A 22,842-nucleotide genomic window follows, 5' to 3' on the forward strand; every position below is an offset into this window, starting at 1 on the left:
CATTGCCCAAGAAGGAATTGCCCATGGATGCCCTCACCCTGCTGCTCAACCGCCACTCCTGTGGCCGTCTCGCCGATCCCGCTCCTGCCGGCGAGGTGCTCGACAATATTTTGAAGGCGGGGCTGCGCGCGCCGGATCACGGCACCCTGACTCCCTGGCAGTTCATTTTGTTTGAGGGGGAGGGCCGCGAGCGGCTGGGCAAGCTGCTGGCCGAGGCGGCCCGTGCCCGCGGTGAGGATGACGATAGCGTCAAGAAGTGCAGCGAAGCGCCGCTGCGGGCGCCCTTGGTCGTGGCGGTGGCAACCCGTTATCAGGAGCACCCCAAGGTGCCGAAACTGGAGCAGGAGCTCTCCGCCGGGTGCGCCCTGATGGCGATGCAGATGGCGGCGCAGGCACAGGGTTTCAACGGCATCTGGCGCTCCGGCTGGTTTATCTTCGACGAGCAGATCAACAAGGGACTGGGGCTGGCGGCAGAAGATCAGCTGGTGGGTTTCCTCTACCTCGGCACCCCCATGCTGGAGGCGCGCAAGCTGCGTGAACTGCCTATCGAGCAGTTTGTCCGCCACTTCTAGGTTGCTCGGTAAATAGTCAAAAAGAGAAAGCCCCTCAGTGCAGGGGCTTTTTGTTTAACCGTGAATAGTAACCAGAGTGGCGGGAGAAAATAAACGGCTCCAAGGGGGTCGGCAGGGCGTAGCAGGTAATTATTTAAATAGTGAGATACGCCTCTCAATCCTGGTGTATTTCGCTATGTAAAACGTTTTCGCATCTATTAATATCCCTCTTGCCAGTTTAGAAGGGCACTCCTTCTAATTTTTCTGCGATGAGAGTCGCAATTCCGTAGCACCTTTTTAAACAGCCCAACGTCTTCGTGACATTGGGCTTTATTTTTTATGGGGTTATGCGTTCGCTGGCACGGGCTGCGCATGGTTGCAGTGATGTGTCAGCTGGCTCGTTCCACTCTCTTGGCTGGCAGTATTCTGGCTGGATTGCCCGCCACTCTGGCACCTGCCGGCACATCTTTGGTGACCACGGCTCCGGCCCCGACAATCGCCTCTCGTCCTATGGTAACGCCGGGCAGCAGGATGGCTCCACCACCGATCCAGACCCTGTCTTCAATGGTGATGGGCAACGCCGTCTCGACCCCTTGCACCCGTTCATCGGCCTCCAGTGAGTGGGCCGCAGTATAGATCTGCACGTTTGGCCCGATCATCACGTCGGCCCCGATACGGATGGGCGCGTTGTCCAGCAGGGTGGCACCCATGTTGATGTAGCTGTTTTTGCCAAGGTGGATGTGGCGGCCATAGGTGCAGTAGAGGGGTGGGCAGATAAAGGCTCCTTCTGCCAGCTCGCCTACCAGCTCCTCCAGCAGAGCCCGCTGTTCATCCTCTTCCTCTGCCCGATTGAAACTGCGGTAGCGTGCCGCCGCCTCGCGCCGTATCGCCATCAATTCCGGATCGATGCAGTTATAGGGCTGGCTGCTGATCATCTTCTGATATTCGTTCATGGCGGTTACTTTCCTTTATCTGCCGGAAGGTTGGATATTGGCGCCAATACGGCAGAAGTAACGTGATCACCCGCCCGATACGGGCAGAACCAGATTGGCGGGTCAGCCTTCGGCAAAGGCCAGCACATTCTCGAAAGCCACGCGAAAGTAAAGTTCGTAGCTGTTTTGCTCGACATAGCCGAGATGAGGCGTCGCCAGTACATTTGGCAGGCGCAGCAGGGGCTCGTTCTCCTGTGTGGCCGGTTCGGTGTCAAATACATCGAGTGCAGCCCGTTTCTCTGGATGGCTACTGAGCTCGGCATAGAGCGCGCCCGGCTCGATAAGCTCGGCCCGGCTGGTATTGACCAGCAGAGAGTCTCCCTTCATGCGGGTAAGGTCTGCGCGGGTCACACAGCTGCGGGTAGCCTCGCTCAGGCGCAGATGCAGTGAGAGGATATCGGCCTGACTAAAAAACGCCTCCTTGCTGGAGGCGCTGGCATAGCCATCCAGTTCGGCCTGCTTGCGCGAAGCGTCACTGCCCCATATCAACACCGACATGTCAAATGCCTTGCCGTAGCGGGCGATCCGCTGGCCTATCTTGCCATAGCCCCAAATACCCAAGGTTAACCCTTGCAGGGTACGGCCCAGGCCCAGATCTCCGGACTGTTGCCACTGGCCTTGGCTCAGAGCATGACTGTAAGCGGGAATATGGCGCGAGGCAGCCATGATGAGCGACCAGCAGAGCTCGGCAGGTGCTACCGGGCTGCCGATGCCTTCGGCAATGGTTACCCCATAGCGTTGGCATAAAGCGGGATCGATATGCTGGCTGATCTTGCCGGTCTGGCTGATGAGTTTAAGGGAGGGGAGTTGAATCAGAAGCTGTTCGTCGATGCGGGTGCGCTCGCGGATCAGCACCAGCGCTTCCACGCCTGTCAGCTTGGCGGCAAGTCGCGCCGGATCGGGTTCGCTCTGGTTGAGAATGATGACGTCATGAGCTGCCAGCAGCGCAAAGCAGGGGAGGTGACGCACCTGATCCTGATAGTCATCCAGAATGGCAATCCGCATAAGAAATCCCTCTCGATAGCGTTTAGTTGGGGATCCATCTTAACGGAAACTGGGTGAGTAGTGCCTTCGAATGAGAGTGTTCGAGAAGTGCCATATCGCCTTCAAACCTCTTCGTATCAACAGTGAGCATCAACGGCGGTGGGTTCGGCAGGCCAAAACAATCAGGGCTCCCGAACGGGAGCCCTGATGGCATGAGGTTGGCGTCAAAGCTGACCGAGCTTAGCCGTGCTTGCGGCCGGAGAGGCGGCACCACTCCTCCTTGACGGCGGTCGGGTCCATCTCGAACCACTGACCGTAGATGGTTTCCAGCTCCGGAGCCTGGCTCTCCAGCACGCCGGAGAGGGCCATCAGGCTGCCCGCTTTGCCGTGACCGGCGATCAGCGGTGCCAGTTCGCGCAGCGGGCCGGCCAGGATGTTGGCGACCACCACGTCCGCTTCGACATCTTGCGGCTGGTCGGCCGGCAGATAGAGCTCAATCTGGTCGGCAACGCCGTTGCGCGCGGCGTTGTCACGGCTGGCCTGAATGGCCTGCGGGTCGATGTCGATGCCGATAACGCGGGCTGCACCCAGTTTCAGGGCGGCGATGCCGAGAATGCCGGAGCCACAGCCAAAATCGACCACGGTTTTACCGGTCAGATCCAGCCCGTCCAGCCACTGCAGGCAAAGTGCCGTGGTGGGGTGGGTACCGGTACCGAAGGCCAGACCCGGATCCAGCATGACGTTGACCGCATCGGGGTTCGGCACATCGCGCCAGCTCGGGCAGATCCAGAGGCGCTCGCCAAACTGCATCGGGTGGAAGTGATCCATCCACTCGCGCACCCAATCCTTGTCTTCCAGCTGCTCGACCTTGTAGCCGACGTTTTCGCCGAAGATCTGCTGGAAGAAGGCGATGGTGGGGGCCGGATCGGTTTCGGCATCGAACAGACCCATCACTTCGGTCTCGCCCCAGAGCGGGGTTTCACCGGGCATGGGTTCGTAGACGGGCACATCCTTGGCATCCATAAAGGTCACCGCCTGGGCTCCACGCCCCAGCAGCATGTTGCTCACCTTGTCTGCGGTCTTGGCAGTGGCGTTGATTCGAATTTGTATCCAGGGCATGGCGTCGACTCTTCATAAATGTGAAACCGCGAGATTCTACCATCATGGGGCAGTGCTGTCGTGGTTTGCCCATGACGTGGAGGGATACGGGGGCTTTTGCCGGATTGGCACGGTTCCTGTATTGCTCTATGCAGGCGAAGACGACCGGTTTTCGCTGAACGCTTTGCTCAAGTTCCGTCATCTTTCACTGCCACCCTCGGGTGGCATTTTTTTATCTGCACTTGTTTGCCTGGTAAACAGTCTGCCAGATAAAAAAAGAGCAAGGTCGGCACCTTGCTCAAAGACGGGCTGGCGCCGTTTTGGCGCATTCATGCTGCTGTTGGCACGCCAGATGCAAAGACTTATATGTCCTGCATAAGGATATGTGTGTGATTGTTACCCCAATGTTCAGGTATTCAGGCCATTTCTCGCGAAATGGCCTCTTTTTTGGCTGATTGTCGGACGTTGGCCTGCCACAGGCAGTCATGAGTGCCGTTGGTTGTGCCCGTTTGGGGCATCTCCTTGGTGAACTTATCCCATCATGGTGCGTTTGAGGGCTTAGTTGGCAAAGCCGCTCATGTCGATCACCAGCTTGCCAACCATGCGGCCCGCTTCCACCTCGGCATGGGCCTGAGCCAGCGTGACCGGGGTCAGCGAAGGGATGGTTCTGGTCAGGGTGGTCTGCAGTACCCCTTCATCGACCAGTGCCGCCACCCGGCCGAGCAGGCGGTGCTGCTCGATCATGTCCGGCGTCTGGAACAGGGAGCGGGTGAACATGAACTCCTGGCTGAAGGTGACGCTCTTGCTCTTGAGCAGGGAGAGATCCCACGGCTCGCTCGATTCGGCGATGGTGCAGATATGGCCAAACGGACGGATCAGCCCTGCCATGGTGGCCCAGTGCTCGGCGGTGGCGTTGGTGCAGAAGATGGCATCGACCTGAGTGATGCCAAGGGCGGTCAGCTCCTCCTGCAACTTGTGGTGGTTTACGACCTGATGGGCGCCCATCTCGAGGCACCACTCGCGGCTCTCGGGGCGGGAGGCGGTAGCAATCACCTCCATGCCGGTGAGCTGGCGAGCCAGCTGGATGGCGATGGAGCCCACGCCACCGGCGCCGCCGATGATCAGCAGTTTGCCACGGCTTTCGCGGGTAAGAGCGAAGCGCTCGAAAAGGGTCTCCCAGGCGGTGATGGCGGTGAGCGGCAGGGCGGCGGCCTCCACATCGCTCAAGCTGGTGGGGGCGATCGCGGCGATGCGTTCATCCACCAGTTGCAGCGCGCTGTTGCTGCCCGGACGGCTGATGTCGCCAGCATACCAGACCCGGTCGCCCGCCTTGAACAGGGTGACTTCGCTGCCGGTGGCGATCACTTCCCCCACCGCATCCCAGCCCAGTACCCTGGGCGAGCTTTCAATTTTGGCCTTGGGGGAACGCACCTTGGTATCCACCGGATTGACGGAGGTGGCGGTGACCCGCACCAGCAGATCCCGCGGGCCCGGAACCGGATCGGGCAGGTTGGCGGCGATAAAGCAGTCGGGGTGGTCGCTTGGCAGATAGTGAGTCAGGGCAATGGCTTTCATGGTTTTTCCTTTCAAATCGCTGTGTTCGGGATTGCCACTCACTCTAGTCTGGTTGATTATCAAGATTAAGATGGGTAATCGGTAAAGACTGTTTGAATATATGAACAATGTCGATCTGGAGTTGATGGGACTGTTTGCCACCGTGGTGGAGCAGGGGAGCTTTACCCGGGCCGCCGAGCTGCTTGGTATGCCCAAGTCATCGGTGAGCCAGAAGATCTCACGGCTCGAATCCCAGCTCGGGGTGCGGCTGTTGCAGCGCACCACCCGCAGGTTGAGCCTGACCCCGCAGGGGGAGCTCTATGTGGAGCACTGTCAGGGGCTGCTGGCACTGGCCCGCAGTGCCAATCTGGCGATGGCACGGCTGCGCTCGGCCCCGGCGGGGCGGGTGCGGATCACTGCCCCCGAGGCGACCGGCACCCTGCTTCTTGGCCGGATCCTCGCCGAGTTTCGCGCCCTCTATCCCGAGGTGGTGCTGGAACTGACCCTGAGCGATGAACAGCTTGATCTGGTGGGGGAAGGTTATGATTTGGCGCTGCGGGCGGCGCCGCTGAAAGACTCCAGCCTCATCTGCCGGCGTATCGGTGAGGTGGCGCGCCATCTGGTGGCGGCGCCCGCCTATCTGGCGGCCCACGGCATGCCGCAGCAGTTGAGCGAGCTGGGCCGGTATGCCTGTTTGGTGCACTCGGCCATGCCGGTGTGGCCATTGCAGGAGGGCGGCTGGCGGCCACAGGGGGCCTGTGTCAGCAACAGCTTGCTGGCGCTGCGGGAGATGGCGCTTCATGACGGGGGGATTGCCCTGTTGCCCCACCATGTCTGCGAAGGGGATTTGGCGGCGGGGCGGCTGCAGAAGGTGTTGCCGGATCAGCCCATTCCGGCCAACCCGTTTTACCTTATCTATCCGAGTCGGGAGCATCTGGCCCCCGCTCTGCGCACCCTGATGGATTTCGTGGCCGAGCGGTTGCCGTTTGCCTGAGTTACCAGCTGCTCTGGCTGGCCGACTCCTGATTGGGTTTGAGGCCGAGCGGGACCGACTGGCGCTCCGCCAGCATGCGGATCTGCCCTTCAATCAGGCTGGCGCTGGGGCCCAGCACCAGCACCAGCTGGTGGTCGTTGAGCTGGATCCAGGAGAGGCAGCCCAGGCCCAGCAGGCGAGATTCATCCACCAGTGAAATATCGCGCACCCGCAGGCTGAGGCGGGTAATACAGACACTCATCGCCACCAGATTGTCCATCCCGCCCAGCACCTTGAGGTACTGGATCGCCAGCATCTGCGGGTCTGAGGGGGCAACGCTGGCAAGGCGCGGATGTTCCACCGCGATGGGCTTGCTCGGCATGCTGAGGGGGGCACGCTCCAGCAGTTGGTAAAAGAGCAGGGTGTAGGCGACGAAGAACAGGATACCGACCGGGATGAGCCAGAAGCTGTGCTCCCCAGCCTGATAGCTCAGCACCAGATCCAGCAGACCGGCGGAGAAGTAACTGCCCACCTTGATCCCCAGCCCGCTACAGACAGCCAGTGACAGCCCGGTCAGCAGGGCGTGGGCGAGAAACAGCCAGGGGGCGGTAAAGGCGAACAGAAATTCGATAGGCTCTGTGATACCCACCAGTGCCGAGGTGAGCGCCAGGGTGAGCAGCAGCCCGCCCTGCGGCAGCCGCTGCATCCGCTGGCGGTGCAGCCAGATTGCAAAACAGGCGCCCGGCAGGCCGAACATGATGATGGGGTAGAGACCGGCCACATACCCTTCATGAAGGGGCTGGGCGGTGGCCAGCGCCTGCAGGTTGCTCTCGCCAAGGCCGATGACGCTACCCAATACCTGATGCAGCCCGAGCGGGATTAGCAAGCGGTTGAGGGTGCCGTAGCAGAAGGCACCAAACGGCGTGGTAAGCAGCTCGGAGGTGAGCAGGGTCAGCCCGCGCTCCAGCGGCGGCCACAGCAGCGAAAGGGGGATGGCGATCAGCAGACAAGCCAAGGCCGACACCAGCAGGCTGGGAAACTCCCCCTTGGCGATCTGCAGCCAGCCGGGCAGTGTTTGCTGGTGAACCCAGGGATAGATGATGGCAGTGGTGAGCCCCGCCAGCAGGCCGCAGATCATGTCGGCGTGCAGGTTGGGGGCCAAGGTATTGAAAGCGGTGCTGAGCAGCAGGAAGTTGACCGCACCCGCCAGCGTCTGTCCGCCCAGCTCCTGCCGACTCAGGCCAAAGGCGATCGCCACCGCATAGATAAGCGGCATCTGGCTGAAGATCGCCTGACCGGTGAGGGAGAGCACCGCCAAATCGAGCACGTCGGGTTGCCCAAGCCGGTAGATCAACGCCGCCATCGGCAGGATGGAGACGGGCAGCAGCAGGGCATAACCGAGCCGCTGCAGGGCTTGAGTAACGACTTGTCGAGTGGCTTTAACGGGCATACAGCGGCTACGTTCTGTGACTTGGCGCACAGTTTAACCGGAAAGCACCTATTTGGGGATAGTTTTGGAACCCCTAATTTATATTTTTATTATTTCTGCCCGAAAAGCTCGCGCACTTCCCGCGAGGGCGGTGCCGTCAGCAGGCTGACCGTGATAAAGACCACCAGCGCCAGCGTGAGGCTTGGCACGATGGCGTGCAGGCCAGCCAGCTTGATCCCCCACTGACTGAGTACCCCATAGCTGACGATGCCGCTGACCATACTGGCCAGTGCGCCCGGGCCGTTGGCCCGTGACCAGTAGAGGCCGAGCACCAGCGGCCAGAGGAATACCGCCTGCAGACCGCCAAAGGCGAGCAGGTTGAGCCAGATGATCATCTCGGGCGGTTGCAACGCCGCCAGCAGCACCAGGGTGCCGAGGATCAGGGTACAGAGCAGGGAGAGACGCGGAATGCGCACTTCCAGCTTCTCCTGTTTCGGGCTGAGGTAGTTGAGGTAGAGATCCTTCACCAGAGTGGCGGAGGCCTGGATCAGCTGGGAGTCGATGGTAGACATGATGGCCGCCATCGGCGCCGCCAGAAAGACCCCGGCCAGCCAGGGGGGCAGCACTTCCATCATCAGGGAGGGCATGATCTTGTCCGGGCTGTCCATGCCGGGCAGGATGGCGCGGCCGAGGGCGCCAGCCAGATGCATGCCGAACATCAGCAGGGCGCTGACCACGGTGCCGATCAGAATGCCACGATGGAGCGCCTTGCTGTCGCGATAGCCAAAGCAGCGCAGCGCCGAGTGGGGCAGCCCCACCACCCCGACACAGACCAGGATCCAGAAGCTCAGCATGAAGGGCTGGGTCAGCATGTCATCGGCCCCTTGCGGGCTCACCAGCTTGGGATCGATCTCCCTGAGCTGGTGGATGAGGTTCGGCAGGCCGTCACCGGCAATCAGAATCCCCGCCAGCAAGGCACCAGTGCCGATCAGCATGATGATCCCCTGCAGGGCATCGGTCATCACCACCGCACGGAAGCCGCCGATGATGGTGTAGAGCAGCACGCAGCTGGCAAACAGCATCAACCCCTGCTGGTAGGAGAGGCCGGTGGCGGTCTCCAGCAGGCGGGCGCCACCGATAAACTGCACCACCATGGTCGCGATAAAGGCGAGGATGATAGTGACGGAGCCGAGGATCACCACCGCCTTGCTCTGATAGCGGGCCCACAGCATGTCGTTGATGGTCACCGCATTGACCCGGCGGGCGATGATGGCGAACTTCTTGCCAAGCACCCCCAAGGTGAGCCAGACGGTGGGCAGCTGGATCATCGCCAGCAACACCCAGCCCAGACCGATCTTGTAGGCCGCACCCGGCCCGCCGATAAAGGAGGAGGCCGAGGTGTAGGTGGCCACCAGCGTCATCGCCAGCACCAGCCCGCCCATGCTGCGGTTGCCGATGAAGTACTCCTGCACGAAGTTGCCTTCGGCGCGATGGCGGCTGGCCCAAAAACCGACCCCCAGCACCAGCACCAGATAGATGACGAGCGGCAGCATCAACTCAAGATTCATGGGATGACTCCTGGCCGGAAGGGGCGTGGGTATCGAGGGGGATCTCCACAAACAGCCGGTTCACCATCAGGGCGCAGAGCAGAATGAACAGCAGTGGCATCACCATGCAGCTGAGCAGGAACCACAGCGGCAGCCCCCATAACTCCAGCTGGAGCGGGATAAAATAGGCGGTGCCATACCAGGCAAAGAAGTAGAGCAGGGTCAGCAGCAGGCAGAAAGCTGCTTCCCGGCGGGCGAGAGCAAAACGGTTCACCTTGGCCTCCGACAAATTTGAGGGGCGCAAGGATAACAAAAAAGGGCCATGTCGCCATGGCCCTTTTTCAGCAGAGACTCCTTGCGGAGCAGACTTCCGGCTGGATTGCAGATAAGCAGCTGGCTGCTATCCGGCCGGAAGTGATTGTTCTGCCTGCGAGATCTTACAGACCCAACTTCTTGTGCAGATAGTGGATATTGGTGCCACCGTGCTGGAAGTTTTCGTCTTTCATGATCTCTTTTTGCAACGGTACGTTGGTCTTGATCCCTTCCACCACCAGCTCGTCCAGCGCATGACGCATGCGGGCGATGGCAATGTCACGATTCTCGCCGTAGCAGATCAGCTTGCCGATCATTGAATCGTAGTGGGGCGGTACCTTGTAACCGGCATAGATGTGGGAGTCCCAACGCACACCCAGACCACCCGGCGCGTGGAAGCGCTGCACCAGACCCGGAGAGGGCATGAAGGTGGCCGGATCTTCGGCGTTGATCCGGCACTCGATGGCGTGGCCACGGATGCGGATATCCTGCTGGGTGATCGACAGGGGCTGACCGGCGGCAATGCGCAGCTGCTCCTTGATCAGATCGATACCGGTGACCATCTCGGTGACCGGATGCTCAACCTGGATACGGGTGTTCATCTCGATGAAATAGAACTCGCCGTTCTCGTACAGGAACTCGAAAGTACCCGCACCGCGGTAGCCGATCTCGATACAGGCGCGTACGCAGCGCTCGCCGATGAACTTGCGCATTTCGGCGGTGATGCCCGGTGCCGGTGCCTCTTCCACCACTTTCTGGTGGCGACGCTGCATGGAGCAGTCACGCTCGCCCAGATAGAGGGCGTTGCCCTGGCCGTCTGCCAACACCTGAATTTCGATGTGGCGCGGGTTTTCCAGGTACTTCTCCATGTAGACCATGTCGTTCTTGAAGAACTGGCCTGCTTCGGATTTGGTCAGGGCGATGGCGCCCGCCAGTTCCGCTTCATTGCGCACCACGCGCATACCGCGACCACCACCGCCACCAGCGGCCTTGATGATCACCGGATAGCCAATGCGCTTGGCAATGGCGGCGTTGTGCTTGGCGTCGTTGTCGACGGGGCCGTCAGAGCCCGGTACGCACGGTACGCCCGCTTTCTTCATCGCTTCGATGGCGGAGACCTTGTCACCCATCAGGCGAATGGTCTCAGGTCTGGGGCCGATGAAGATAAAGCCGGATTTTTCAACCACTTCGGCGAAGTCGGCGTTCTCGGAGAGGAAGCCGTAACCCGGGTGGATAGCCACGGCACCGGTTACCTCGGCGGCGGCGATGATCGCCGGGACGTTGAGGTAGGAGTCGGTACTGGCCGGTTTGCCGATACAGATGGATTCGTCGGCCAGCAGCACATGTTTGAGCTCCCGGTCGGCGGTGGAGTGAACGGCCACTGTCTTGATCCCGAGCTCTTTACAAGCGCGCAGGATCCGCAGGGCAATTTCACCGCGGTTGGCGATGACTACTTTGTCCAACATGGGTGGCGATTTCCCTTATTCGATGATGAACAGCGGCTCGTCAAATTCGACGGCCTGACCATTTTCAACCAGGATCGCTTTGATCACACCGGCCTTGTCAGACTCGATTTGGTTCATCATTTTCATGGCTTCGACGATGCACAGGGTGTCGCCGACATTGACGTGCTGACCCACTTCCGCGAACGGTTTGGCATCCGGGCTGGAGGAGCGGTAGAAGGAACCAACCATCGGGGAGCGCATCAGGTGACCGCTCGGCGCGGCATCAGCGGCAGGTGCGGCAACCGGGGCGGCAGCGGCAGGTGCGGCAACCGGAGCGGCTTGCTGCATCATCATCTGCGGCATGGCGGTGGTCACCTGACCGGAGAAGTTGCGGCTGATGCGAACGGACTCTTCACCTTCGGAGATCTCCAGTTCGGCGATGCCGGACTCTTCAACCAGTTCAATCAGCTTCTTGATTTTGCGGATATCCATTAGCATTCTCTTTCTTCTTTATCTGATCAGTGATTATCAAGCCGCGCGCAGATGGTGCACGGCCGCGGTTAAAGCGAATTGGTAGCCATCGGCCCCCAGACCACAAATGACCCCTTTGGCGACATCAGACAGATAGGAGTGATGGCGGAACGGCTCCCTGGCATGGACGTTTGACAGGTGAACCTCGATAAAAGGGATGGCAACGCCCAGCAGCGCATCGCGAATGGCGACGCTGGTGTGGGTGAAGGCGGCTGGATTGATGATGATAAAATCCACCTGGCCCATGGCCTGATGGATGCGGCTGACCAACTCATGTTCGGCGTTGGATTGCAGATGTTCCAGAGTGACACCGAGTTCGCTGGCGTTAAGCTTCAGATCGGCGACGATCTCATCGAGCGTCTTGCTGCCGTAGATACCCGGTTCCCGTTTGCCCAGCAGATTCAGGTTTGGTCCGTTGAGCAGGAGAATTCGGTGATTTTGCGACATATTGAGTGCATCCTCGATGATAATGCTGCTATCTATCAGCTATCTTGTGGACTACCAGAAATCTAGCCATTTTCTGCGCAAATCGGTGTGCCCTGGCACACAGATTTCGCAATTATATTGATTTCGTGAAAATTAGCAGCATTTTACTGGTCTAATCTCTACATCTGGCTATTTATTGCGCGTTTCGGTCGGCAAGGCTCTGTGACAGCCGCCTTGCTGTTTGCTGGCGGATGAGAAACGACAAAGCCGGCGCAGGGCCAGCTTTGTTGAGCAACAAACGAAGCGGGATCAGGCGGCTTCCGACTTCTCGCGGATAAGTTTGTCTACTACGCCCGGATCCGCCAGGGTGGAAATATCCCCCAGACTGTCAGTCTCGCCGGTGGCGATTTTGCGCAAGATCCGGCGCATGATCTTGCCGGAACGGGTCTTCGGCAGCCCCTCCGCCCAGTGAATGACATCTGGCGTGGCGATGGCGCCGATCTCCTTGCGCACCCACTCTTTCACCTCTTTGTGCAGCTCGCGGCTCGGCTCTTCCCCGGCGATCAGGGTGACATAGGCATAGATACCCTGACCCTTGATCTCGTGAGGAACCCCCACCACCGCCGCTTCGGCGATCTTGGGATGGGCCACCAGCGCCGATTCAATTTCGGCGGTGCCCATGCGGTGGCCGGAGACGTTCAGTACATCATCCACCCGACCGGTGATCCAGTAGTAGCCATCGGCATCGCGACGGGCACCGTCGCCAGTGAAGTAGCGGCCGGGGAAGGTGGAGAAGTAGGTCTGCTCGAAGCGCTCGTGATCGCCGAACACGGTGCGCATCTGGCCCGGCCAGGAGTCGGTGATCACCAGATTGCCCTCGGTGGCCCCCTCCAGCGGCTCGCCCATGTTGTCCACCAGCGCGGGTTGTACCCCGAAGAAGGGGCGGGTCGCCGAACCCGGTTTCAGGTCGGTGACGCCGGGCAGCGGCGTAATCAGGATGCCGCCGGTCTCGGTCTGCCACCAGGTATCGACGATGGGGCAGCGTTCGTCGCCGATGGTGCGGTAGTACCACTCCCAGGCTTCCGGGTTGATCGGCTCACCCACCGAGCCCATGATGCGCAGGCTCTGGCGGGAAGTGCCCTCTACCGCATCACGGCCCTTGGCCATGAGGGCGCGGATCGCCGTCGGGGCCGTGTAGAGGATGGTGACTTGGTGCTTGTCCACCACCTGGCTCATGCGGTTGGTCGCCGGGTAGTTGGGCACCCCTTCGAACATGATGGTGGTGGCGCCATTGGCCAGCGGCCCGTAGACCAGATAGGAGTGGCCGGTGACCCAACCCACGTCGGCGGTACACCAGTAGATATCCTGCTCGTGGTAGTCGAACACATATTTGAAGGTGAGGGTGGCGTAAACCAGATAACCGCCGGTGGTGTGCAGCACCCCTTTGGGTTTGCCGGTGGAGCCGGAGGTATAGAGGATAAAGAGCGGATCTTCGGCGTTCATCGCCTCGGGCGGGCAGTCGCTGCTGACGGCAGCGGTCGCTTCGTGCCACCAGATGTCGCGGTGGTTGTGCCAGGCGACATTACCCCCAGTGCGCTTGAGCACGATCACCTTGTTGACCTGGGTATCCGGGTTGGTGAGCGCTTCATCCACGTTCTTCTTCAGTGGCACCGGACGGCCGCCACGCAGTCCTTCGTCGGCGGTGATCACGATGCGAGAGCCCGAGTCGATGATGCGGCCAGCCAGCGCTTCCGGCGAGAAGCCGCCGAAGACGATGCTGTGTACCGCGCCGATGCGGGTACAGGCTAGCATGGCGATGGCGGCTTCGGGCACCATGGGCATATAGAGGCAGACCACGTCGCCGCGGTGAACACCTTGGGCTTTCAATACGTTGGCAAACTTGCACACTTCGCTGTGCAGCTCACGGTAAGTGAGTTTGCGATCTTCGGCGGGGTTGTCCCCTTCCCAGATGATAGCGACCTTGTCACTCCGTTCGGCGAGATGGCGATCGAGACAGTTGGCCGAGACGTTGAGCTGGCCATCTTCAAACCACTTGATGGAGACATGGCCCGGATCGTAGGAGCTGTTCTTGACCTTGGTATAGGGGGTCATCCAGTCGAGGATTTTTCCCTGCTCTCCCCAGAAGGCGTCCGGATTGTCGATGGAGGCCTGATACATGGCCTCGTACCCGGCCTTGTCCAGCAGGGCGCTGTCGCTGATATGGGATTTGACCGGGTAGACCTTGCTCTCGCTCATCTGTCACTCCTTTGAATAGATCTTTTAATGGTTTCTTAACAACTTATACCTTTGGTAGCGGGGGGCAATTAGACTTTTGGATAGGCGGCAACAGTTGGTTACAGGGCAAAGAGTGACAATTAATCGGTGAGCGGGTAAAAGGGGGCCTGTTGATTAATTGGAGGTGATTATGTTTTCCCTGTTGCTCTGTGCATCCCTCTGGCAGTTTGATGCGCCAGTGCCTGCTGGTGAACCGCTGAAAGAGTTTGCGATCACCCATCAGGAGGCCTCACCCGCGCTGCGTGATCGGGTGGCCGATCAGCTTGGTCATGCATGGCAGGCCAAAGAGCCCGGCACCAGACTCACCTTCAGGGAGCCTGCCCCCCGCTATGCTGGCGAATCACCGCTGACGCGGATGCTCAATGACCGTGATGATGGTTGGGAATCCCGCTTGCAGATTGAGTGGTAGTCCGGTTGGCAGCCAGGAGGCGGATGCCTCCCGGCTGGTGATGAGCATTGCCTGCCGCTATGAGGCATAGCGCTGATGCAGGCGATCCCCCATATGCTCGACATGCAGTGGTTTGCTGAACAGATAGCCCTGCCCTTCGCCGCAGTTGAGTGACTGCAAGAAGGCGTGTTGTGCCTTGGTTTCAATTCCCTCGGCGGTGACCTCCATATCCAGACTGTCGGCCAGATTGATGATGGTGCGGCAGAGCTCCCGACTGTTCTTGTCTTCCGGTAATGCCTGCACAAAGGCCCGGTCGATCTTGATGCGATCGATCGGCAGGGTCTTGAGCAGACTCAGGGAGGAGAAGCCGGTGCCAAAGTCATCGATGGCAATCTGCACGCCGAGATTTTTCAGGCGGGTAAAGAGATCCAGACTCTGTTCGACCCGCTGGATGATGCTCTCCGTCACCTCAATTTCCAGCCGTTCTGGCGGAAATCCGGTCTCGGCCAGAATGGCGGCGACCCGCTCAACGTAGCCCGGGGAGCGCATCTCCCGCACCGACACATTAACCGACAAGCGGGGCACCGGCAGCCCGGCAGCCAGCCAGTTTTTCCCCTGCTCGCAGGCGTTACGCATCACCCACTCGCCAATCTTCTCGATCAGGCCGCACTCCTCCGCCACCGGAATAAAACGGGTCGGCGCTATCATCCCCTCATTCGGATGCTGCCAGCGCAGCAGTGCTTCCAGCCCGCTCAGGTGGCCGTTGGCCAGATTGGTCATGGGTTGATAGAAGATGCAGAGCTGTTCGAGCTCAAGGGCCTTGAGCAGACCCTGCTCAATCTGCATCCGCTCGCGGGCCCGAGCCGCCATGCTGGGGGTATAGAACTGGAAGCCGTTGCGCCCCTGACTCTTCGCCTCGTACATGGCACTGTCGGCGGCGCTGACCAGGGTTTCCGGGCTGTCGGCATGATCCGGATAGATGGCGATACCGATACTCGCCGAGATAGCCACCAGCTCATGGGCCAGCTCAACCGGCTCGCGCAAGACTCTCAGCAGGGTATTGGCGAGGGTGGCCAGCTCGTCAGGCTCCTCCAGATAGGGGATCAGCACCAGAAACTCGTCACCACCGAGGCGGGTTGCCAGATCGTTGTGCTGCAGGCAGCCGCGGATCCGCTCAGCAAGCCGCTTGAGCAGCTCATCGCCAACCCCGTGTCCCAGGCTGTCGTTGATCAGCTTGAAGCCATCCAGATCGATAAAGAGCAGCCCCAACCGTTTGCGATTGAGCTGTGCGGTTTTCAGCTCAAGGGCCAACCGCTCCTGCAACAGATGGCGATTGCCCAGCTCGGTCAGGGGGTCGTGATAGGCAAGGTGATTCAGCTCGGCCTCCACCTTGCGAATGGCGCTGATGTCGGAGAGGGCGATCACATAGTGGGTGGTGTTGTTGAAGTTGTCATAAACCGCGCTGATCTGCTGCCAGGAGGAGAAGTAGCTGCCATCCTTGCGCAGGCAGACCATCTCGCCATGCCAGGCGTTGTTGCCGGGACGCAGGTGATACCAGGGATAGTCGAGGTCGGTGTAGCGTCTGGGGTGCATGATGATATCCGGGGTGCGCCCTATCACCTCCTCGGCATTGTATTGGGTCAGCATGGTGAAGGCCGGGTTGACCGACAGAATATGGTGTTCGCTGTCGAGGATGATGATCCCCTCGGCGGTGGTATCGAAGACCACGTTGGCTTGATGAAGCCGCTCCTCCTGGCGGCGGCGGGCGGTGGCATTGTGGATCACCCCCATGACTCTATGGCCAACGGATTCTGTGGCGGGCACATGGTCGGCATGAATATCGACCCAGTGCCGCTCTTTGAGGGCGGTGAGGTAGCTCAGGGTGAGATGGATGGGGTCATGACTTTGCAGGGCTGCCTTGAGCTGGCTGCCTGAGCCCGGTTCAAAGCAGTCGACGAACGCTTGCAGCCCGCCGTGGAACTGGTTGGCCTCGATGCCCAGCAGGGGTTCAATCTGGCCGTCGAACAGCAATCTGTCCTCCGTCACGTGCCACTCCCACACACCGATTTGAGCTGCGCGCATCGCCAGTTGCAGCCGCTGTTCGGTTTCATACTGCTCGGTGATGTCCCGCACGATGGCGAGGATGCCGCTCAGCTCCCCCTGCTCATCACGCATCGGGCTGTAGGTGGCCTGAAAGCGTCGGGAGCTGCTGTCGTACGCTGCCGTTTGACCCGTGATGGCGATATCCACGTAGGGCATGCCGCTGCGCATGATCTGCTGAAACATGGGTTCCAGTGTTGGTGCCAGCTTGGGTACCACCTCTCTGAGGTGCTTGCCCTGATGCTCCTCGATGCTCTTGCCATTGATGTCGGCCAACACCTGATTGACTTTGCGGTAGCGAAATTCGCGGTCAAAGACGCCGATGCCCAGAGGGGCGTTATCCATCAGCTGTGCCAAGACGGTGTGATCTGACAGCTGGGCCAACATTGCCTCGGTGGCGGCGTTGAAAGGCTTCCCATCCATGATGACCTCGGCATTGATTGATTTGTCACTTGTGTCGGTTTTCAGTATGGCACGAACGGTTTCGGGGGGCACCAAGCAGAGTTATCTTGTTGTTTGTTGAGGAAAAGTTGTGCCATGTATCGACCATCTGCGGTGTGCGGTCACGGGGTAGTCGTACCCATATGAAGGCAAGAGCGGGACTTTTTTGAGTTCCTCCCACTTATTGCAAACTGAATTGGTAGCGCAGCGTCAGGCTGATGGTGGGTTGCCAGTCACGTTCCTTCATCAACCATTGTTTCGCACCCACTTCGGTATCCAGCGTCCATTGATCCCAGCTCCAGCTTCGCTCCAGCGTCATTCCCCATTCACGCCACCCCTCTTCGGCATCATATGCAGACATGTGTGCCTGGTTACCTCTCGTCAGCCAGAGATTAAAGGAGACGTTGGCAGGCAGCGGGAGTGAATGCTCCATATACCAGATCTGGCCATAACGGCCGGTCACATCATAAAGCTGGCCAATGCTCAGTTGATGTTCGTCATCCAGTTGCCAGCCAAGGCGCCATAGCGCGCCGAAACGGGTGTGATCCGCCACCTGCATCGGGCTGACCCCCACGGCGATAAAACTCTGTTGATAAAGGGGCAACGCGACGCCCGCACTTTGGCCATCGATAAAGATAAGGCCCATCTGTGTTTCGCGTTCATAGCCGAGCCAGAGTTGCACGCTGGAGTCGGCGCCCTCTCCCGCCCGGCTGCTATCGAGTTGCCATTGGCTGCCCATGACCAGCGCCCTGGCCGGGATGGGTGAGAGCAGGGCGATGAGCAGCAGTAACCCGCGCTTAGTTGCCATACAGTCGTTGCCAGTCCCGATCCTGATGCATCCCCATCAGGTGACAGATGATGCCGGAGCGCTGGAAAGCATGGATAAGCAGTACGCTGGCGCCACAGAGCAGCATGATCAGGCCGAAGCTGTTGGGCAATATGGTGCCCTGACGAGCCGTCCACCACAGCAGCAAGGGGCCCCACAGGTGGACGAAGATGCTCTTGTGGAAGATGAAGACGGTCAGCGAATACATACCGATCCAGTTGAGCGGTCGCCAGCAGAGACGAATATTGCGCTGATGCAGCCACAGGATGATGCCGATCACCAGAAACTCCATGCCCCAGATCCCGGCACGGCCCGTCATGTCCAGCGCCAGCTCATGTTCGTTGGCGTAAATGTCGTTGAGTTCGACCGAGCTGGTCTCGCCAAGGCGCAGATAGATGGCGAGCGCCACCACGGAAAGGGTGAGCACCAGGCGATTGAGGCGATCCCGCCACTGGGGGCGCTGATGCCAGCACCAGCCATAGAGAAAACCGAAACAGCCGCTGGCCATAAAGAGATCGAGGCGGGCATCCAGCTCATAGTCGGGGTGAACGTGCAGCTTCATCCAGCTGTCGATATTGCCAAGCAGGGTCTGTACACCGAACTGATCCAGCAACAGGCTGAGCACGGTCAGTACCAGCATGCCGCGAATGCCAAACCAGCCATACACCAGCGAGAAGAGTGCCAGCAGACACATCCAGAGCATCACCGGATAGAAGGAGATGGCCTCGCCGAAGTTAGGGGCGATGACCAGCCCCTCCACATAAAGCACGGCAATGATGCTGACAAATAGCACCAGCTTGCTTTTAAGTTGCGGTCTGAAGCTGGCCTGGTCACGACGACTCAGGTTGAAGGCGGCCAGGGCCAGGTAGATCTGGCTGACCCAGGGGATCAGCCAGGCCGAGACCTGGGCCGTGGTGTGATCCATGGGCAGCAGGTGGCCAGCCATGGCTTTGTGGGAGAGGTAGAAGCTGTCCCACAAGGCGTGTTCGCGAGTGAAAAAGTCGATATACCAGTAGTTGAGGTAGCCGGTGTAGTGCTCGAAGACGGCCATAAAGATGACGAGCCCTCGCAACAGGTCGAGACCCGTGATGCGTGCGTCCTGTAGAGGCATGGGGTTGCTCCTGGATCGGTTGAAAAGGAGCCGCACTATAACGGTTGCAACAAAACTGAACGGGGGCTGAATGTAAGCGAATATTACCCGACTTCCTCCCCTTACCCTTGCCATGACTGGGGTGAGAGGAATTTGGCTGTCATGATTTGTAATGGTTTGGCCGGTTTTTTAGCCTTTTTGACGACCAAATGCCTGGATGCCGCGCACCAGTACCAGCCAGCCGAGCAGGTGGAATGGCAGAGCCAGCAGATAGAGCAGCAGAAAGTGTGACTGGTTGCCGCTGCAGTTGATGAAATCAATCCAGGCGGCCAGCAGCGCCAGCATGCCGGCGATCTGGAAGCGGCGGCGCAGTACCACCTCGACCCCGAGATTGGCGAGGTAGAGGGTGAGCAGGATACCGCCAAAGCCGGTGAGCTGGGCAGTGCCGTAGAGCTCGCGATCCGGATGGAACAGCAGGGTGACGAGAGGGGTCATGCCCTGATCCAGCGGGATCAGGGCCAGCAGCCAGCATGCAATCAGAAGCAGGGCTGTTTTCATCGCGGCCTCAGTCGGCAGACGGTGCCGGTTTGACCAGAGAGAGGTAGTTGGCATCCATCTTGAGGAATACCCCCAGCAGACGGGCACTGGCGCCGTAGAAGCCGAACCGGTCGGCGGCGCGACAGGCGCTCTCGAACTTGTCGAACCAGCCCAGCAGGTGGCCGTGCAGCAGCGCTTCCTGTTCGTCGAGCCAGCGTTCCCGCTCGGCCGCGCTCTTGGCTTCCGCCGCGCGGATGATGAGATTGCCCATCAGATCCAGCTCGATGGCCAGATGATCGGCAGGCTCTTTATATTTGTCGCTGACATTGATGCCGAGGCGATCGAGGCGGGCCTGCATCTCGGCCATCGGGGCCTGCATCAGCAGCTTGGTATCGCCACGATAGAGCGATTCGTAGGGCAGGGCGCCCTGCTTGGGATCCACCAGAAACAGGCCTGCGAAGTCGGCGGCCAGTTCCAGCTGGCGATCCGGGCGAACCAGCAGGCGAGCGATAGCCTCGTTGAGTTCCGCCACCGCCTCGCGCATCGGATCCAGAGTGGAGAGGCTTTTCAGGAAGCTTCGCACATCATAGGTGTCATATTCGGCGATCTGCTCATCACTGAGTTCGGCGGCGAACAGGGTGGAGAACCACCAGTAGAGTTCGGCCCGGCGTTCGCTGGTAGCCATAAATTCCTGCATTTTTCCTCCGTGGATGGCAATCGGGAGCCTTGATGGCTCCCGATTCTAACGACTTTAAAAATAAAGGAAACTCAAGGGGGCGCTTTCGTCCCCTTGGGGTCAGAGTGCCGGGAACATGGGGTCGATGCCCTTTGCCGATTCCGGCACGCCGAAGGCAGTGACGGCAGGTGCCTGCCCGCGGAACTTCTCGATCTCCACCAGCGCGGTATGGGCGGTGGTAGCCTGCGCCAGGCTGGAGGAGCCGATGTCGGCAGTCAGCACGTTGGGATCGCCGTAGGTACAGAGAGTCCCCACCTTGCCGCCTTCCTGCGGGCCATACCAGGCCCCTTCCTGAATGCGCACCACGCCGGGGGCGTAGTCATCGCTTACCACCAGACCAGCCAATACCTGACCGCGGCTGTTGAACACCCGCACCAGATCGCCGTCCTTGAGGCCACGGGATTTGGCATCTTGCGGATTCATATAGACAGGCTCGCGACCCTGCACCGTGTAGGTGGCGCGGTAGTTGTCGGAGGAGCAGAGCTGGCTGTGCAGCCGCTTGTCCGGGTGGCAGGATTGCAGGTGCAGCGGGAAACGCGCGCTGCCCGGCCCGCCGTGTGAGCGCTCGTAGGGTTCGATCCAGACCGGATGGCCCGGGCAATCCCTATAGCCGTAGTCGGCGATGGTCTTGGAGTAGATCTCGATAAGGCCGGACGGGGTACCCAGTGGTTCCAGATCCGGCTCCTGACGGAACGACTCGTGACGCACCCAGGGTTGGCCCGCCGGGAAGGTGACGAAGCCTTCGCCGTGCCAGAACTGACTGAAACGGGGCAGACGAATGCCGATGCCGCGGCCCTGCAGGCGGGCGTCGTCATAGATGCTCTGGATCCACTCCAGCTTGCTCTTGCCGCCGGTGAACTCGGCCTCACGACCGAAGCGACGGCAAAGATCGGCGAAGATGTCGTAGTCATCGCGCGCCTCGAACAGCGGCTCTACCACCTTGTACATAGCCAGAATGCCCGCGTTGGAGTGGGAGCCCCACTGCTCGATGTCATCCCGCTCATAGGTGGTGGTGGCGGGCAGCACGATGTCGGCGAAACGGCAGCTGGCGGTCCACTGGTGGTCAATGCTGACCACGGTTTCCAGCTTGCGCCAGGCGGCGACCATCTTGTTGCGATCCTGCTGGTGGTGGAACGGGTTGTTGCCGCAGAACACCGCCATCTTCATGTGGGGGTAGGTGATGGTCTGGCCGTTGAAGGCGATCTGCTTGCCCGGATTGAGGATGCAGTCGACGAAACGGGCCACCGGAATGTATTTGGAGTAGCCCTTCCAGTCGCCGTCATGGAGCGGCTTGACCCCGGGAATGACCGAGCTGAAACCGGACATGATGGGGCCGCTGGAGGTGATGGTGCCCGCCCCGTTGTAGTGCCAGCCAAAGCCGTAACCGCCCCCCGGCAGGCCGATCTGGCCAATCATCGAGGCCAGAACCACCAGCATCCAGGCGTACTGTTCGCCGTGGTGCATACGCTGCACGCACCAGCCGCCGATAAGCTGGGTACGGCCGCTGCTCATGGTGCGGGCCAGTTCGCGGATGGTCTCGGCTGGTACGCCACAGATGGCGGCGGCCCACTCGGCGTCCTTCACCTGCCCATCGCTGGTGCCCAGCAGGTAGGGCAGGAACTTGTCAAAACCGGTGGTGTAGTTCTTCAGGAACGCCTCGTCGTGGCGCTTCTCGCTGTAGAGGGTGTGGGCGATGCCCAGCATCAGCGGCACGTCGGTCTGTGGATTCAGGGTCACCTGATCGCAATTGAGGTACTTCTGGGTCTTGGATTTGACCGGATCGACGCTGATCACCCGGATCTCGCCCTTGGCCACCTTCTCTTTCAGCTGTGCCCAGTAGTCGTAGACGCTGTGATCCGGCACCAGCCAGCCCACCTGCAGGTTCTTGATGGGGTCGGAACCCCAGATGACGATGGTCTTGCTGTGCTCCAGCACCAGCGGCCAGGAGGTCTGCTGCTCGTACACCTCCATGGCCCCTGCCACGTGGGGCAGGATCACCTGGGCGGCGCCGGTGGAGTAGTCACCGGCCTTGGCCAGATAGGTGCCGTGCAGGTTCATGGCGCGGCCAAGCATGGCGCCAGCTGAGTGCAGCTTGCCCACCGACTGCCAGCCGGAGTGACCGGCATAGAGGGCGCTCGGGCCATAGGTCTTCTGCACCCGTTCCAGCTCGTGATAGAAAAAATCGAGCGCCTGTGACCAGGTCACCCGCACAAAGCGGTTCTGGCCGCGTTCGCTGGTGTCGGACTGGTGGCCCTTGCGCAGCCAGTCCAGTCGCACCATGGGGTAGCGGATGCGGGAGGGGTTGTAGACCACTTCACTTAAGGCCTTGAGCATGTCTGTGGGGTGCTTGTCGTGCTCGAACGGCAGGGTCTCGACCCAGCGGCCATCGACCACCCGGGCACGGAAGGCGCCCCAGTGGGAGCCGGACTGCACCAGCTTGTCGCCGGACTCGGCGGCCATCACGGCGCGACCGAGCAGGGAGGGGCCGATCAGGGCAGAGGCACCGCTGGCCAGCAAGCCACCCAGAAAACCACGACGGGAAATATTGATCATCTTGTTATTCCTCTCTCGGATCCGGAACTCGAAT

At 60.2% G+C, this 22,842-nt stretch carries 20 protein-coding genes; 3 read left to right on the forward strand and 17 right to left on the reverse strand.

Features of this window, described 5'->3' with window-relative positions; genetic code table 11:
- Positions 1-23: 23 nt before the first annotated feature.
- On the forward strand, positions 24-572 hold the full coding sequence (locus I6G90_RS20015; protein ID WP_197928922.1) for an NAD(P)H nitroreductase: 549 nt from the start codon (positions 24-26) through the stop codon (positions 570-572).
- A 368-nt stretch (positions 573-940) separates the two neighbouring features.
- Here I6G90_RS20015 and I6G90_RS20020 read toward each other — a convergent pair whose 3' ends face one another.
- From I6G90_RS20020 to I6G90_RS20035, 4 genes are all read right to left on the reverse strand, one after another.
- Positions 941-1,504 (reverse strand): sugar O-acetyltransferase, encoded by a 564-nt coding sequence (locus I6G90_RS20020; RefSeq protein ID WP_197928924.1) that lies wholly within the window; start codon positions 1,502-1,504, stop codon positions 941-943.
- A 102-nt stretch (positions 1,505-1,606) separates the two neighbouring features.
- Positions 1,607-2,548 (reverse strand): D-2-hydroxyacid dehydrogenase family protein, encoded by a 942-nt coding sequence (locus tag I6G90_RS20025; RefSeq protein ID WP_197928926.1) that lies wholly within the window; start codon positions 2,546-2,548, stop codon positions 1,607-1,609.
- Between the two features lie 219 nt (positions 2,549-2,767).
- Positions 2,768-3,646, reverse strand: coding sequence for a 50S ribosomal protein L11 methyltransferase (prmA, locus tag I6G90_RS20030; RefSeq protein WP_005338919.1), 879 nt, complete (start codon positions 3,644-3,646; stop codon positions 2,768-2,770).
- Positions 3,647-4,183: 537 nt separating this feature from the next.
- On the reverse strand, positions 4,184-5,200 hold the full coding sequence (locus I6G90_RS20035) for a zinc-binding alcohol dehydrogenase family protein (protein ID WP_181223327.1): 1,017 nt from the start codon (positions 5,198-5,200) through the stop codon (positions 4,184-4,186).
- 100 nt (positions 5,201-5,300) lie between these two features.
- Here I6G90_RS20035 and I6G90_RS20040 point away from each other — a divergent pair, with 100 nt between their 5' ends.
- Complete coding sequence (locus I6G90_RS20040) at positions 5,301-6,173, forward strand: LysR family transcriptional regulator (protein WP_005338917.1); 873 nt, start codon at positions 5,301-5,303, stop codon at positions 6,171-6,173.
- Position 6,174: 1 nt separating this feature from the next.
- Here the strand turns inward: I6G90_RS20040 and I6G90_RS20045 are convergent, their stop codons facing one another.
- From I6G90_RS20045 to acs, 7 genes are all read right to left on the reverse strand, one after another.
- A complete protein-coding gene (locus I6G90_RS20045; protein ID WP_197928928.1) occupies positions 6,175-7,602 on the reverse strand; it encodes a PTS transporter subunit EIIC in 1,428 nt (475 codons plus the stop codon).
- Between the two features lie 89 nt (positions 7,603-7,691).
- Positions 7,692-9,149 carry a sodium/pantothenate symporter gene (gene panF / locus I6G90_RS20050; RefSeq protein WP_197928930.1) on the reverse strand — a complete coding sequence of 486 codons (1,458 nt, stop codon included), beginning with the start codon at positions 9,147-9,149 and terminating at the stop codon, positions 7,692-7,694.
- Positions 9,139-9,402, reverse strand: coding sequence for a YhdT family protein (locus I6G90_RS20055; RefSeq protein WP_139409670.1), 264 nt, complete (start codon positions 9,400-9,402; stop codon positions 9,139-9,141). The genes panF and I6G90_RS20055 overlap by 11 nt, the downstream gene beginning before the upstream one ends.
- Before the next feature lie 163 nt (positions 9,403-9,565).
- Complete coding sequence (gene accC, locus I6G90_RS20060) at positions 9,566-10,906, reverse strand: acetyl-CoA carboxylase biotin carboxylase subunit (protein WP_042060046.1); 1,341 nt, start codon at positions 10,904-10,906, stop codon at positions 9,566-9,568.
- 15 nt (positions 10,907-10,921) lie between these two features.
- Positions 10,922-11,377, reverse strand: a complete 456-nt coding sequence (accB, locus tag I6G90_RS20065; RefSeq protein WP_042658503.1) for an acetyl-CoA carboxylase biotin carboxyl carrier protein — start codon at positions 11,375-11,377, stop codon at positions 10,922-10,924.
- Positions 11,378-11,413: 36 nt separating this feature from the next.
- A complete protein-coding gene (gene aroQ, locus I6G90_RS20070) occupies positions 11,414-11,863 on the reverse strand; it encodes a type II 3-dehydroquinate dehydratase (RefSeq protein ID WP_042060050.1) in 450 nt (149 codons plus the stop codon).
- A 288-nt stretch (positions 11,864-12,151) separates the two neighbouring features.
- Complete coding sequence (gene acs, locus I6G90_RS20075) at positions 12,152-14,098, reverse strand: acetate--CoA ligase (RefSeq protein ID WP_197928932.1); 1,947 nt, start codon at positions 14,096-14,098, stop codon at positions 12,152-12,154.
- A gap of 169 nt (positions 14,099-14,267) precedes the next feature.
- On the opposite strand from acs, the gene I6G90_RS20080 reads away from it, so the two are divergent.
- Positions 14,268-14,546, forward strand: coding sequence for a hypothetical protein (locus tag I6G90_RS20080; protein ID WP_111805147.1), 279 nt, complete (start codon positions 14,268-14,270; stop codon positions 14,544-14,546).
- A gap of 57 nt (positions 14,547-14,603) precedes the next feature.
- Here the strand turns inward: I6G90_RS20080 and I6G90_RS20085 are convergent, their stop codons facing one another.
- The 6 genes from I6G90_RS20085 to torA form a co-directional block, all read right to left on the reverse strand.
- A complete protein-coding gene (locus I6G90_RS20085) occupies positions 14,604-17,048 on the reverse strand; it encodes a sensor domain-containing protein (protein WP_197928934.1) in 2,445 nt (814 codons plus the stop codon).
- Positions 17,049-17,247: 199 nt separating this feature from the next.
- Positions 17,248-17,874 carry a hypothetical protein gene (locus I6G90_RS20090; protein WP_197928936.1) on the reverse strand — a complete coding sequence of 209 codons (627 nt, stop codon included), beginning with the start codon at positions 17,872-17,874 and terminating at the stop codon, positions 17,248-17,250.
- On the reverse strand, positions 17,864-19,003 hold the full coding sequence (locus I6G90_RS20095; protein WP_197928938.1) for a hypothetical protein: 1,140 nt from the start codon (positions 19,001-19,003) through the stop codon (positions 17,864-17,866). The genes I6G90_RS20090 and I6G90_RS20095 overlap by 11 nt, the downstream gene beginning before the upstream one ends.
- Before the next feature lie 168 nt (positions 19,004-19,171).
- Positions 19,172-19,540 carry a hypothetical protein gene (locus I6G90_RS20100; RefSeq protein ID WP_058052408.1) on the reverse strand — a complete coding sequence of 123 codons (369 nt, stop codon included), beginning with the start codon at positions 19,538-19,540 and terminating at the stop codon, positions 19,172-19,174.
- Between the two features lie 7 nt (positions 19,541-19,547).
- Entirely contained in the window at positions 19,548-20,216 is a 669-nt protein-coding gene (gene torD / locus I6G90_RS20105) for a molecular chaperone TorD (RefSeq protein ID WP_197928940.1), read from the reverse strand.
- A 99-nt stretch (positions 20,217-20,315) separates the two neighbouring features.
- The gene (gene torA, locus I6G90_RS20110; protein ID WP_197928942.1) at positions 20,316-22,808 is read right to left on the reverse strand and encodes a trimethylamine-N-oxide reductase TorA; all 2,493 of its coding nucleotides are present in this window, start codon (positions 22,806-22,808) and stop codon (positions 20,316-20,318) included.
- Positions 22,809-22,842 lie beyond the last annotated feature (34 nt).

The sequence above is a fragment of the Aeromonas allosaccharophila genome (genome assembly GCF_016026615.1).
In the GTDB taxonomy this organism is placed as follows: Bacteria; Pseudomonadota; Gammaproteobacteria; order Enterobacterales; family Aeromonadaceae; genus Aeromonas; species Aeromonas allosaccharophila.